The sequence below is a fragment of the Anabaena sphaerica FACHB-251 genome (genome assembly GCF_014696825.1).
Lineage (GTDB): Bacteria > Cyanobacteriota > Cyanobacteriia > Cyanobacteriales > Nostocaceae > RDYJ01.
In genome coordinates, this window is record NZ_JACJQU010000002.1 from 310627 (window position 1) to 325258 (window position 14632).

Below are 14632 nucleotides of genomic sequence, written 5' to 3' on the forward strand. Positions count from 1 at the left end.
TATCTAAAAATTTGTATTTGATTCATGACTGTTTGCATAATCAATTAGAAACAATATTACTCGATGTTTATTACAAGCGCCTTGTGTTATTTCCATAACTAAAGGTTTACACAAATATTTCATAAACTCAGATAAACTTCTTGTATTTATTGAGTATATTTTATCTGATTGAATATAATTCAACTCTAGCTTTAAAATAATACTTTGTTGATTCTTCCATATTTGATAAAATTCTTCTTTAATATCTGTCCATGCTGGATAAGCACCTATTTCTGTAGCTATATCTTCACAGGAAATCAAAAATTCTCCGTTACGATTTGCTCTGGTTTTGTAAATATTTTTCTTAAAAGAATTAAGCTGGTAAGGATTTTTTTTGATCAGTTTATGGGATAACCAAGCTTGTCCTTCATAGGGTTGACCATGAATCAAAAAAGTTGCTGTTGTTGTGTTTTTGATTGAATCTTCAAATAATCTAAGTTGATTGACATAATTTAACCATAGTAGTGACCGTTTGACAGTTTCAATATTTTGAGGTTGAAGATTATTATTGAGATCATCATATTGGACAATGTTAATATCACTCAATAATCGTGAAAACTAAAATTTAATCATGATAAAAATTAATAATTTTACATTTTCAGGAGTAAGTTGGGAGCATCATGGGAGAAAGTCAGGAAAAAATTGGAATTAATAGGGATAAAACATATAATTGATTTAATTTTTAGGGGATAAAAATAGGAGCAAATAAGGAGAATATAGGGGATTTCAAATCATAAGAGAACTGTCAAACTAAAAACTGTAAATCAAATTCTCGTTTAAGAGGAATCTCTAATGCGTATACGTTTAGAAGTAAATGAATCCTTGGTAAAAATGTATTGTGAAATCCCGACTCAAGACCTGGAAAAGTATCGCAAATGGTTAATATGGTGTGTAACCGTCAGCTTACCTGTGCTGGTATCCTACAGTACAGCCATAAAATTCCTACCCCATGGTACACTTCCTTTACATCCTAGTCAGGAAATTAACAAACCAGTAAAATTGCCTTAGTGATGATTTTACCATCCTGGTGATTGGAAATCACAGCTACACAGACAAAACCCGTCTTTACGGGTTTATCTCCAAAATAGATAAGTAGTTTTTTGATATTTTATGAATGTTTCTCTAGAAGTCCTGATCAACGCTGCAAAAGCTGGAAAATTAATCAGCTTCCCCACAGATACGGTTCCCGCATTGGCCACCATACCCGCACAAGCAGAATTGATTTATGCTGCTAAACAAAGAAGTTTTGATAAACCTTTAATTTTAATGGCTGCTAAAGCTGAAGATTTATGGGATTATGTGAAAGGCGATCATATTGAATATCAAATTTGGCAAAAAGTTGTTAATCAATATTGGCCTGGTGCATTGACTTTGGTTTTACCAGCTAGTGAGAAAATTCCTAAAGTGATGAATCCTAGTGATCCAACTACGATTGGAATTAGAGTACCAAATAATAAAGTTGCTCAAACTATTTTGGCACAAACCGGACCAATGGCTACAACTAGCGTCAATTTATCAGGACAACCAGCTTTAGAAAATCGAGCCGAAATAGAAGTTTATTTTCCAGAAGTTCTGACTTTAGAAGCGACAGAATATAAAGGTTTGGGAATACCTTCTACCGTTGCTAAATGGACAGGGAATAATTGGCAAATTTTGCGCCAAGGTAGTATTAAATTGGATCAAAATTAGAATTATAATTAGAAAAACATGAATTTTACTAACTGGCTATATCTAGGAACGGGAATAGGATTAGGAATTGGTTTTTGTAAGTTATTCCTACAGTCATCAAAATCTCCATCTAGCCCTGCACAAATTGTACCACAACAGCAAGAAACCGAAATTTCAGAAATCTTAGACAAATTAAACCAAACCCAATTAGCTTACGAAATGGCTAGGGAAATGAGCCACTTTAAAGGGGGGTTTTTAGGCAGAACTAGCCATGAATTGCGATCGCCCCTGAATGGTTTAATAGGATTACATCAGTTAATTTTGAATGATTTGTGCGAAAATCCAGCAGAAGAAAGAGAATTTGTTGGACAAGCTTATGAGCGATCGCTAAAATTGCTGAAAATGATTGATGAAATTCTCACTGTGTCCAGAATAGAACACGGGACAAACAAATTAGAAATTCGGCCTATACCGTTAAACCAAATTTTACAGGAAGTTCATAAATTAACTTATATGCTGGCCGCAAATCGTAATTATCCCTTTACTGTATCATTTCCAGAACCGGAAATTTACGTTTTAGCAGATATGCGCTGGCTACGCCAAATATTGGTAAATTTAGTAGATACTACCATTTCTCAGATGGAAGAAGGCAGTATTTATCTTTCTAGCAGTATTGCATCTACAAATGATTTCGTTCATATTTGTCTAGATGTGCCGACTTATGCTGTAATATCCAGTGAGCCAATAGATTTGATGACATTGGAAAAGACGACAAATAAGGAAAATACCGATCTGTCATCAGGAATGAAGTTATTACTCAATCAAAAGTTGTTACCATTGATGGGAGGAAAACTAGAAATTTATCCTTCTCCCATCACCCAAGAAATCACACAGGATATGACGAGGCTGGAAGTTTCTATCCCCCTAGTGATTCCTGAAGCTGAACTTCTCCAGTCCCAAGCACAGAAAAATTAGGCTGATTGTATAGTACCATTGTTGTTGTGCTATTAGTTTTAAAACCAATTTTTTCGTAAAATGCCTGTTGGTGAGTAGTCATCAAATAAACACGCTCTACTTGCATTTGGGGATGAGCTAAAACAGTTTCTACTAACTTGATTCCCAGTCCCTTACCTTGATACTCTGGATGAATGACAACATCCCAAATTGTAGCGCGATAGATGCCATCAGAATTAGCTCTAGCAAACCCAATCAGTTGCTCTCCATTCCAAACAGAAATCACCGGGTCACTATTAGCAATAACTATGCCCAAATCCTCGATACTACGCCCTTTTGCCCAAAAAGCAGCAATATTAAACAGATTTTGAAGTTGGTAAAGATCAATCTCCGCACGGTCTTCACTAAACTGAATTTGACGATAGTTCATTTATAGACACTCAATTTTGGTAGTATCTTCGCTTCTGTTATGGCATATTTTCCTGGAAAATACAGCACCTGTACATATATATGCAACTAAAGAATTATTAATTTCTTATTAAGAAGAATATTTGTCAGAATCAGGATTTAGAGGATTAGAGGATTTACAGGATGTTTGTTTGAATAGGAGTTTTTGGGGATTTAAGGATTTTCAGAATGTTATTTTTGTCTAAATCAGGATTTACAGGATGTTTGTTTGAATAGGAGTTTTTGGGGATTTAAGAATTTAGAAGATGCTACTTTTCGATGAATATTTGTGATATTTTCATAAGAATATTTTAATCTTTTCTAAGAGGTTGTTTGAAAACTTTTTCGTGTGGGATCTGACACCCGCAGATCCCCATAAATCCCCCTTAAAAAGGGGGACTTTGAGGAATTTAGCCATGCTGCTTTGTAAGGGGGGTTGGGGGGATCTCGATTAATTCTGATACTTTTCAAACATCCTCTAATCCTTCTAATCCAGAAAATTATTAGACCATCTATAGCAGAAGGCAATAGGCAATAGGCAAGAGTAAAACCCTTGTAAATGTTGGGTTTCATTCCTCAACCCAACCTACATAATTTCATTGTTTTGAGCTTAACCAACAAGTATTGATTGCAGATCGATCAATGATGTACAGAATCTAAATTGAAACCTATACACAAAGCCAGTTTTACTCCTGACTCCTGCTATACCAATCACGAATTAATTACAAACTTCCACAGAGGATGAGTAGGACCCTGTTGACGTATTCGACAAACATGTTTTTCTAAACGTTGCTTTTCCGCTTGTGGTAAACCTATCAAAATATTGCGACTTTGCCACACCAAAACAGAAACCGTCATCCCAATACAAAAAGATAAACCCAGGGTAGACAGGGGATGGAAAAAAAGTCCATATCGCACTGCTACCCAGGTAAAATATTGTTTCCATAACGGAAACTCTGTACGTAAATCCCACAGGCAAATAGGAGCAATTATCAGCCACAAACAGCTGACAAATAACCACCTGCCATATACTGTCAGCTGGTGTAACCTCTGGACTTGCTCAAGAAAAGAAGCATCAGAGTTTTCAACGCTTGAGTTATTAATTGGTGGTTCTTCCTGTAGGTCCATAGGTCATTGAAGACTGGTGTAGGGGGTAGGGGATAGAGTGCAGGGGGTAGGAAGAATATCCTCAAGCCAGCAACCTTAAGTTAACCATCCTGAGAACTGATAGATGTATCAATTGTATCTATTGTATATTTCTCGTTACGTTCTCGCCACCAAGTGAGAAGCGTACTGGCAATGAAAATACTGGAATAAACCCCCGCTAAAAAGCCAACAATTAAAGCTAGAGAAAAATATTTCAAGGTTTCCCCACCAAATAGAAAAATAGCAAATAACGACAACATGGTTGTTAAGCTAGTGTTGATTGACCTGGACAAAGTTTGATTAACAGCATCATCAACAATCTCAGCAATTGGCCTGTCAGGATTCATTTTCAGGGTTTCCCGGATGCGGTCATAAATTACCACTGTGTCGTTAACTGAAAAACCAGTGATGGTTAACAAGGCAACAATAAATAGACTATCTACTTCTATACCTGCAACCAATCCTAAAATTGAGAATACCCCCACTGTCACCAAAATATCGTGAAATAAGGCAACAATTGCAAATGCAGCATAATCCCACTGAAAGCGAACAGCTAAGTAGATAATAATACCTATAAAGGAAACTATCAAAGCTAAGACACCTGACCTAAAAAGTTCTTGTCCCAGTGTCGGACCCACAGAGTCAATTTGGTTTTTTTGCGGGTCAAAAGCACCAATTTTTTCGCTTAATGCGTTTTGTAACTTAGTGCGCTGGTCAGTTCCCAAGTTTTTTGTGCGGATAGTGATACCATTTTCTTGACCGTTTTCGGAAATTAATTGGATGCTACTATCTCCAAGTCCTTCAGCTTTGGCAACTTCCCTTATAGCATTAATATCTATTGGTTGATTACAGTTACCAGGTAGGCTACAGTCCCGAACTAACTGTAAGCGTGTCCCACCAATAAAGTCTAAACCAGGGCGTAGTGGTGCTTTAATGTTGGGGTTTTGCCAAGAAATCACCATTGAGATGATCCCGCTGAGAATGACAGCTGCTGAAATAGTCCACCAGAGCGATCGCGATTTGTTAATATTTAGTGTCATCTAGCCACCTCCGTCTTATTTGCTGCTGTTAGGTTAGGACAGTAGAGTTCTGTTTTCCGCCAAGAGGGAATGGAAACAGCTAAAAACATCAAGGTACGACTACAGGTGATGGCTGTAAACATACTCACACCAACTCCTAAAGCTAAGGTGAGGGCAAAGCCTTTCACTAACCCAGAACCTAACCAAAATAGGGCGGCACAAGCTATCCAGGTTGTAACATTACTATCTAAAATACTGGAAAATGCCCGGTAAAAACCAGATTCTACAGAACGATATAATGATTTACCTGCCCGTAATTCTTCCCGTGTGCGTTCAAAAATTAGTACGTTGGCATCAACTGCCATACCAATACTGAGAATAAAACCAGCAATTCCTGGCAAGGTGAGGGTGACACCCAATAAGCAAAATGTAGCCCAGGTTAACAGGGAGTAGATCACTAGTGATACATCAGCAATAAGTCCTGGTAATCTATAATACACCACCATAAAGACTAATACTAAAATCAGACCACCGATACCAGCGTAAATACTGCTCTGAATACTGTCTTTACCCAAGGTTGCGCCCACTGTTCTTCTTTCGGCGATTTCTACAGGTACGGGTAACGCGCCACCTCGTAATTGTACACCTAAGTTGTTGGCTTCTTCTGCCTCAAAACGTCCTGTAATCACGGCTGAACCACCAGTTATTCCGGTCGCGGCAAATTCTACCCCGACTGAGGGAGAACTAATTAATTCATTATCCAGAAAAATACCGATAGCGCGACCTGTTCCCGCTAACTTTTTAGTTAAGTCAGCAAATAGTTCACCACCTTTGGTATCGAAGCGGATGGCTACATTCCAGTTAGTACCTTGGGTGGGTTCACCGTAGGCATCTTTGAGGTATTTACCTGTCAGTGGTGGGTTGGTGCTTTCAAATAATTCGGCGATCGCTTGATTATTTTTTTTTAAATCTGCCCGATTTTTCTCAATAGCCGCTTGATCCTGTGATTTTCGCAACTCTTCCTGCTTATTTTTTAGTTCCGATTCTGATACTCGAAAAGCCAGTAGTTGAGTGTCTGTATCCGGCTTTTGAGTGCGGAATTCTAATTGTGCTGTACCCCCTAGTACCCGTTCTGCCTGTTCGGGATCATTGACACCAGGTAACTGGACTAAAATTTTATCAGTCCCCACAGTTTGAATTACTGGTTCGGAAACGCCGAGACCGTTAATTCGACCTTCGACGACTTTCTTCACAGCTTCCAATTCGCGTTCGGTGATTTCCTTAATTTCTTCTGTTGGTTTCACCTGAATTGTAAGCTGTGAGCCTCCCCGCAAGTCCAGTCCCAACGGTACGGGAATTGTTGCAATCACCGTAATAGCGGCGATTACCAAAACTATAATTAACGCTAATAGCGATCGCTGTCTTTGCATACCATCACTCACAACTGACAAAGGCTATAATAACGTTCTTTTTGTCAGGTGTGAGTAGAAGATTTAATAGGAGGCAGGAGGCAGGAATCAGGAGTCAGGTGAAGTAGGGGAAGTAGGGGAAGTAGGGGAAGAATTATATACATATCACCAGTCCCCAGTCCCCAGTCTCCAGTCCCCAGTCCCCAGTTCCCAGTCCCTAGTCCCCTATACTCGCAAAGCTACCATTTTCTGGACAGCTTCGACAATTTGCTCTGGTTGGACAATGGTTAAGCGTTCCAGATTACCGTTGTAAGGTGTGGGAATATCTTGGGAAGAAAGACGCAGTACAGGCGCGTCTAATTCATCAAATAACCTGTCATTGATGGAGGCGGTTAATTCTGCGCCAATACCCCCAGTTCTCATGCACTCTTCGACAATAACGACACGGTGGGTTTTCCGTATTGAATCACCAATAGTATCAAAATCTAGAGGTTTGAGAGATATCAAGTCAATAACTTCTGGATCGTATCCTTGTTTTTCCAAAGTTTTTACGGCTTGCAGTACATGATACCGCATCCGAGAATAGGTAAGAATTGTCACGTCTTTTCCACGACGTACTACTTCTGCTTTATCTAGTGGTAGTACATATTCTTCTTCTGGCAGATTTTCTTTTAAGTTATAGAGTAAAACGTGTTCAAAAAATAACACTGGGTTATCATCGCGGATAGCTGCCTTTAATAACCCCTTAGCGTTGTAAGGTGTGGAACAAGCGACAATTTTTAAACCGGGAACCGCTTGGAAATAAGCTTCTAGTCGTTGGGAGTGTTCTGCACCCAGTTGTTTTCCCACACCCCCAGGACCACGGATGACCATCGGGATTTTAAAGTTACCGCCGGAAGTATAGCGTAACATACCCGCGTTGTTAGAAATTTGGTTGAAAGCTAGGAGCAAAAAGCCCATGTTCATGCCTTCAATGATAGGTCTTAATCCCGTCATTGCTGCTCCCACAGCCAAGCCGGTAAAGCTATTTTCAGCAATGGGGGTATCTAAGACTCGCAGATCACCATACTTTTTGCATAGGTCTTTAGTAACTTTATAGGAACCGCCATAGTGTCCTACGTCTTCACCAAGAACAAATACGCTAGAGTCGCGGGACATTTCTTCATCGATGGCTTCCCGCAGGGCGTTGAAAAATAGTGTTTCTGCCATTTAGACCTTTATCACAATTTATTGTTCTCAAATTTTATCGTGCCTCCGTCCCTAATAACGTCAGCGATCGCACTCTTATTGGGGACTGGGGAATGAGCAGGGGAGCAGGGGAGCAGGGGAGCAGGGAGTAAGAAAGAGGAAAAATAGATTCCTCCTGCCTTCTGCCTTCTGCCTCCTGCCTCCAGTTCCGTCATTTACGCTCAATTGCTAGTTGAATTAATTGATCTACTAATTCGGGAAAAGAAATACCACTATTAGCCCAAAGTTGAGGATACATACTTGTGGATGTAAACCCTGGTAAGGTGTTAATTTCGTTAATCAAGATTTCCCCGGTAGCTTCCACATAGAAAAAGTCAACTCTGGCTAAACCAGCAGCATCAATGGCTGCAAAGGCTTTTAATGCCATTTCTTGAATTTGCTGAACAACTGCTTCTGGTAGTGGGGCAGGAATTAATAAATCAGCTTTACCCTGAGTATATTTAGTTTCGTAATCGTAAAAATCGCTCTCAAAAGTAATCTCTCCAATAACCGAGACTTTGGGATTATCGTTACCTAAAACTGCACATTCTACTTCTCTAGCGATTACTCCCGCTTCGACAATGATGCGTCTATCATAAGTTGCAGCATTATCTAAAGCTGCTTCTAATTCTTGGCGCGATCGCACTTTGGCAATTCCTACCGATGAACCCAGATTAGCAGGTTTGACAAAACAAGGATAACCTAATTTTGCTTCTATTTCATCACACAATTTAGGAAATACACAAGGATTTGACCAAACTTGCGCCCTAGTTAATGCTTTATATTTTACCTGGGGTAGTCCGGCTTGGGCGAAAGCGGTTTTCATGCCGATTTTATCCATCCCGCTTGCGGAACCTAAAACCCCAGAACCCACAAAGGGGACTTGCATTAAAGTTAGTAGCCCTTGAATTGTCCCATCTTCTCCGTTGGGACCATGGAGAATGGGAAACCAAAGCTCAATTTCTGCTGCTTGTGGTGGAAATTGCCATAAATTAGGAGTTACGGCTGGATTTTCTCTAGCTACACCTGATATTAAAACTTCTTGTGCTACTTTCCCAGCTTGCCAAACGCCATCTTTTTGGATGTAGAAAGGCAGAATTTCGTATTTATGACTATTTTCTTCTGCACTCAAGGCATTTGCGATCGCTCGTGCAGAAATTATTGAAACTTCATGTTCTCCAGAACGTCCACCAAACAGCAACCCCACTCGCAGTTTAGACATCTTCTGTACCTCGACACTATCTAAAGCTGATAGCGTACCACAAGGAATGTTATTAGGAGTCAGGAGTCAGAAGAAGCAGGGGGGCGGGGGCTCACAAGGGTAGGTTTTTTTACAATTGGGTGAAGGCAGGACTAGGAAGACAAGGAGGTATTGTAGACAAGGAAGTTATGCCAATGTGTGAAAAAACACCCCTTTAAGAGCTATTAAAAACAATGGATGGAGAAAAAGGAGGTGGGAATGGAAATAAGCCATTTAAACAAATGCCTTTGCCATTAAGTAAATCAGCGATAATGGTGAGTAATCCTTGCAGAAAACAAGAAATTTGACGGCCAGTTTCCCGGACAAGAGTGGGTTTGTTTGGTAGATGACGAGGAGGAAGTTGGTCTGTGAAACTTGAGAGTGGGTGTTGATTGATATCACTACCAACTGTGAGTGTTATCCTTGCTTGTCTACCTTGTTTTTCCCTATTATAAATCTCTATGTAAAAAACCTACCCTTGTGAGATCTCCCCATTTCCCCAACTCAACCCAACCGTAAACAATCACGTCCTTCAGCTTTAGCCTGATAAAGAGCCTCATCCGCAGTCGCAATCAAAGCAGCAGGACATGAATTAGCATCAGGAATGATACTAGCAACTCCTAAGCTGAGAGTCACATACTGACTAACAAGAGACTTTTCGTGAGTAATTTGTAAAGCTTTCACCTCAGCGCGAATGCGTTCTGCTACTTGCACAGCCCCGAATGCAGATGTATTTGGTAGCACAATCACAAATTCTTCACCGCCATAACGAGCGATTAAATCATCAAGACGATTCCCCGCGTTGTTGATAGCGGCAGCGACTTGGCGCAAACAATCATCCCCAGCCGGATGGCCATAGGTATCATTGTAAAGTTTGAAAAAGTCGATATCGCACAAAATGATTGACAAAGGTGATTGTATATCCTCCATCTGTTGCCAAACTTGGTGAAAGTATTCGTCAAATCGGCGACGGTTGGGGATTTGGGTTAAGCCATCGACTGTAGCCTGACGCTGCACCTGTTGATATAATTCAGATTGTTTAATAGCGATCGCTACTTGAGTTGCCAACTGACTCAACATACTAATTTCCAGTTGTCGCCAATGGCGCGGACCACTACAATGATGGGCAATCAATAAACCCCATAACTCTTCACCTTGAATAATCGGCACTACCAAATTAGCCCTGACCTGAAATTCAGCAAGTAAATCCAAGTGACACTTACTTATTCCCGCAGTATAGATATCTTCAATCGCTCGCACCCGACCTTGGCGATACTGAGGAACATAAATATTTCTAAAGCATGGCTCATCAATCACACTACGAAGAATCGGCTTAAAGCCATTAGCCACAGATTCCATTGCTACCACACCAGTCCAGTCTGATTTAAAGCGGTAAATAATTACTCGGTCAGTTTGCAAAAATTGCCGTACTTCCTTCACCGTCGTATTCATGATCTCGTCAAGATCCAAAGACTGAAGGATGCGTTGGGTAATACTGGCTACTAATCTTTCCCGTTGAGTTTGCAGCCTGAGTAACTCTTCTGTTTGTTTGTGTTCTACACAACGGGCAATATCATCAGCAATAGTGGCTAATTGAGCTATAGCCCCCTGAGATAGCGGTTGACGGCTAAATAGTGTCATCACCCCGACTACAGAATTATCTATTACTAATGGGTAGCCAGCAAAAGCTTGTAACTGTTCTCGCTGCACCCATTCTCTATCGAGCAAATCTGGTTCGTTCAGGATCTTGTTGGTCTGGAATAACTGCGAGTTTTGAGTAATCCAACTTACCTTAAATTCACTGATAGAGATATGATCAAAGGAATTATCCAGATAGATAGATGAGCCAGCACTAGCCTCTAAATCTATAGTATCCCTGGCTTGATTTCGCATCCAGATGCCGACATAAGCGATATCCAAATGTTGAGTCAGCATTTTTGTACACTGTTGCAGCAGCAAAGATAACTTGTGATGTTGACCAAGAAGACTAGAGATATTAGAAGCTAACTGCGCTAAGTTGACGCGCTCAACTAATTCTTTTTCTTTGTGCTTGTATACAGTCACTGTTTTTGCTAGTTCTTGTTGCAGATCCTCAAGTCCATGAGCGCGATGCAACTGCTTTTTTAAATGGCGTTTTTCAATTTGGTGGCGGCGCAATTCCAACTTGGTCATCACCTGAACCGCGAAAATTTTCAGTGTCTCCTGCTGTTCCTGGTTTAATTCTCTGGGTATATAGTCTGCAACACAGAGAGTACCCAAGACCAAACCCTCATTTGTCACCAAGGGCGCACCAGCATAAAAACGCAACTTAGGATGAGATGTTACCAGGGGGTTAGTTGCAAATCGAGGATCAGCTAAAGCATCGGGAACGATCAACAAATCATCTTGGCAGATGGTGTGGGCGCAAAAAGCGATCGCTCTAGGAGTTTCAGTAATAGTTAACCCCAGTTTGGACTTAAACCATTGTCGTTCTTCATCTATCAAACTGATAAAAGCAATGGGAGTTTGACACAACCGCGCCGCCAACCGGGTGATATCATCAAAGGTGGCATCGTGGGGTGTATCCAGAATTTGATATTTTTTCAGTGTGGCTAACCGTTGTGGTTCTTTTGTGGGGACAGGGTTAACTTGAGCAGATTCAAGACGGGAATGAAGGGTAGGTTTGGCATCTGTTTGAGGGAATCTTTCTAGGAGGAATTTGGTAGCAGCTTCCCCATTCAGGGGTTTACTTAATAGATAGCCTTGGACGGTATCGCAGTTAGCCAGACGCAGAAATTCTAATTCTTCTAAGGTTTCTACTCCCTCAGCCACTAAAGTTAAATTCAGTCCGTGTCCCAAAGAAATTACAGATGTAATAATTGCTGCATTGCTGGAACTTTTGGTTAAATTGCGGATAAAAGACTGATCTATTTTCAAACTACTCAGAGGAAAATACATGAGCAAGCTGAGGGAAGAATAACCAGTGCCGAAGTCATCCATAGAAATGTGAATTCCCAAAGCCTGAAGTTCCCGCAAGGCAGCAACGGTAAAGTCTACATCTTGCATTAACAGACTTTCAGTAATTTCCAGTTCCAGATATTCTGGTTCTAGTTGGGTTTCCCGTAAAATCTGGGTAATGGTTTGCACTAGGTTAGCTTGCTGGAACTGACGCGCAGAAAGATTCACAGCAACTCGCAGCGGTGGTAGTCCAGCTAACTGCCATAGACGATTTTGAATACAAGCAGTGCGTAATACCCACTCACCAATATCACAGATCAATCCTGTTTCTTCGGCGATGGGGATAAATTGACTGGGGGAAACCAGCCCCATGTCTGGATGATGCCAACGCAGCAAGGCTTCCATGCCTGTAATTTGACCGGTTTTCAGGTCTATTTGCGGTTGGTAGTGGAGAAGTAATTCGTGTCTACCCAGGGCTTTGTAAAGGTTATTCCCTAACACCAATCGCTCGAAGGAGGTGGAGTTCATGGTAGCTGTATACAGCAGATAATTATTTTTTCCCTGTTGTTTGGCGCGGTTGAGGGTAGTATCTGCGTGTTTGAGGAGGGTTTCGGCTTCTTCTCCGTCGTAGGGTGCTAAGGCAATACCAATACTAGCTGTGATATGCAGTTCTTGATTGTCTATTTGCAAGGGTTGGGCGATGACATCTAACAACTTTTGGGCGATTTGGGTAGCATCATTGGCACAATTAATTTGTGGTAGCAGTAAGGTAAATTCGTCATCTCCCCAACGGGCTACGGTGTCTCCTTCCCCTAGATAGCTTTTGATGCGTTCGGCTACAGTTTGCAGTAGGCGATCGCCTACTGCATGACCCAAACTATCATTTATTCTTTTGAACCGATCCAAATCTAAACACAGTACGGCCAACATTCCCCCCCGTTGGTGAATATTCACCAAGGACAAGGCCAGTAGTTCGTCAAATAATAGCCGATTTGGTAAGCCTGTGAGCAGATCGCAGGAGGTATGATGGCGCAGCAAGTTTTCTACCCGTTGCTGCATGACGGCGATATACAAATGTAGTCCAAAGGATTGGGCTAATTTGATTTCACTTTGACTCCAAGGCTGTGCCTGTCCGGTTTTGATTTCTCGCCAAGCTGCAAAGGATTCACGGGGACGCAAGTTGCGGTCATCTGGGTGACAACGCCCAGCCCACAGGGTTTCTGTTTCAATCTCTGGGCGGAAAACTGTCAGGCAACCTAAATACTGTTGCTGATATTGCAAGGGTATAATCAGTAGAGACTTGATTTCAGTGTTTTCAAAGGCAGTAACTAAGGCTTTGAGTCGGATATCTTGGCAGAAGTCGGCGATGCTGTAGGAATAGACTGCCCCAGGTTGATTGATAGAACACTCGGTTTTTTCCCAGGTTCTCATTACTTCTGAGGGTTGACGGTGGCTGACTGCTAGTACACCTTGCCACCCCATTAAGTTTTGCCAAACTTTACTTTCTTCAATTAAGTTGTGATGTGGTTGTTCTCCCCAGGTGTATATCTGCGCTGGACGTTCAGCCATATCCGCCGTGATATAGAGTCTACCTCCGTTAGCCCCCAAGGTTGTCACTATGTGTTTGAGGACAGAGTGCCGCATCTCTTCTTTGTCTAAAGAAGCGCCAAGCCAATTTTTAATTTGGCTAATAGCTGTTTCTTGCAGTGCCTGTTGTCGGGCTTGTGCAAACAGATTTGATTGGGCGATCGCAATCAATAACTGGTCTACCAAGAGTTGCACAATCTGTAATTCTTGTTCTGTAAAGGGTCTAGGCTGAGTGTGGTGCGCTACCATTAACCCCCACAGGTGATTTTGGTACACAATTGGCATAGCTAGGGAAGCGGTAACGCCCATTGTTTTCAGATATTGCAGGTGACAGGAATCTACAGGTTTGTAGCGTATATCTTCTTGGTTATGACTTTCGATGTTTCCTGGTGACTTGATGCGGCTGAGGGTTTTTCGGCCTGATGCCACGTCTACAATTATCCGCTGACGGGCTGTAATAAATAGTTCTCTTGCTGGGGGGGGTATGTCGCTGGCGGGAAAGTGCAATCCTAGTAATGATGGTAAGCGATCGCCATTTATCGACTCGGCTACTACTTCACCACTACCATCGGCATCAAAACGATAAATTTTAACTCTATCTATATTTAAAAATGTACGTATTTCCGTCGCAGTCGTGGCTAAAATCTCTGGCAACTCTAAAGTGTGAGAAATACGATTGGTGATATGACTGAGCAGGTTGCCTTGATATACTGCTTGTTGAGAAGGCCATTGATTTTTCATATCAGTTATTCCACCCACTCCACTCAGTTTCATGTCTTTATTCTTTCTTAATTATTCCCTAATCTGCTGGTTTTAGTATTGAATGTAACAAAAACTTCACTAAATGGAATTATATCTTGTCGGTTTGTTCGCGCAAGCGTCTCGTTAGAGATATGGAGATAGATCCCGACTTCTTAAAGAAGTCGGTGATCTGGGTATTACGTTTTTTTTAAGTACCC

11 protein-coding genes are annotated in these 14632 nt (G+C 41.2%); 3 read left to right on the top strand and 8 right to left on the bottom strand.

Going from position 1 to position 14632, the window contains the following annotated elements; genetic code table 11:
- Positions 1 to 3: 3 nt before the first annotated feature.
- Positions 4 to 585, bottom strand: coding sequence for a hypothetical protein (locus tag H6G06_RS05105; RefSeq protein ID WP_190557700.1), 582 nt, complete (start codon positions 583 to 585; stop codon positions 4 to 6).
- 246 nt (positions 586 to 831) lie between these two features.
- On the opposite strand from H6G06_RS05105, the gene H6G06_RS05110 reads away from it, so the two are divergent.
- The 3 genes from H6G06_RS05110 to H6G06_RS05120 all read left to right on the top strand — a co-directional run bounded on the left by H6G06_RS05110 (position 832) and on the right by H6G06_RS05120 (position 2682).
- A complete protein-coding gene (locus H6G06_RS05110; protein ID WP_190557702.1) occupies positions 832 to 1047 on the top strand; it encodes a hypothetical protein in 216 nt (71 codons plus the stop codon).
- Between the two features lie 102 nt (positions 1048 to 1149).
- A complete protein-coding gene (locus H6G06_RS05115; protein ID WP_190557704.1) occupies positions 1150 to 1728 on the top strand; it encodes an L-threonylcarbamoyladenylate synthase in 579 nt (192 codons plus the stop codon).
- A gap of 18 nt (positions 1729 to 1746) precedes the next feature.
- The gene (locus tag H6G06_RS05120; RefSeq protein ID WP_190557706.1) at positions 1747 to 2682 is read left to right on the top strand and encodes a sensor histidine kinase; all 936 of its coding nucleotides are present in this window, start codon (positions 1747 to 1749) and stop codon (positions 2680 to 2682) included.
- Here the strand turns inward: H6G06_RS05120 and H6G06_RS05125 are convergent.
- From H6G06_RS05125 to H6G06_RS05155, 7 genes are all read right to left on the bottom strand, one after another.
- On the bottom strand, positions 2624 to 3091 hold the full coding sequence (locus H6G06_RS05125; RefSeq protein WP_190557708.1) for a GNAT family N-acetyltransferase: 468 nt from the start codon (positions 3089 to 3091) through the stop codon (positions 2624 to 2626). The two genes, H6G06_RS05120 and H6G06_RS05125, sit on opposite strands and share 59 nt — an antisense overlap.
- 728 nt (positions 3092 to 3819) lie before the next feature.
- Positions 3820 to 4236: a hypothetical protein gene (locus tag H6G06_RS05130; RefSeq protein ID WP_190557710.1), complete on the bottom strand. Its 417-nt coding sequence runs from the start codon at positions 4234 to 4236 to the stop codon at positions 3820 to 3822.
- Positions 4237 to 4316: 80 nt separating this feature from the next.
- A complete protein-coding gene (gene secF / locus H6G06_RS05135) occupies positions 4317 to 5294 on the bottom strand; it encodes a protein translocase subunit SecF (protein WP_190557711.1) in 978 nt (325 codons plus the stop codon).
- A complete protein-coding gene (gene secD / locus H6G06_RS05140; protein ID WP_190558512.1) occupies positions 5291 to 6703 on the bottom strand; it encodes a protein translocase subunit SecD in 1413 nt (470 codons plus the stop codon). Before secD ends, secF begins: the two co-directional genes overlap by 4 nt.
- Positions 6704 to 6907: 204 nt before the next feature.
- The gene (locus H6G06_RS05145) at positions 6908 to 7891 is read right to left on the bottom strand and encodes an alpha-ketoacid dehydrogenase subunit beta (protein ID WP_190557713.1); all 984 of its coding nucleotides are present in this window, start codon (positions 7889 to 7891) and stop codon (positions 6908 to 6910) included.
- A 190-nt stretch (positions 7892 to 8081) separates the two neighbouring features.
- Positions 8082 to 9131, bottom strand: a complete 1050-nt coding sequence (locus H6G06_RS05150; RefSeq protein WP_190557715.1) for a D-alanine--D-alanine ligase family protein — start codon at positions 9129 to 9131, stop codon at positions 8082 to 8084.
- Positions 9132 to 9653: 522 nt separating this feature from the next.
- The gene (locus H6G06_RS05155; protein ID WP_190557717.1) at positions 9654 to 14447 is read right to left on the bottom strand and encodes a diguanylate cyclase domain-containing protein; all 4794 of its coding nucleotides are present in this window, start codon (positions 14445 to 14447) and stop codon (positions 9654 to 9656) included.
- Positions 14448 to 14632: the final 185 nt, after the last annotated feature.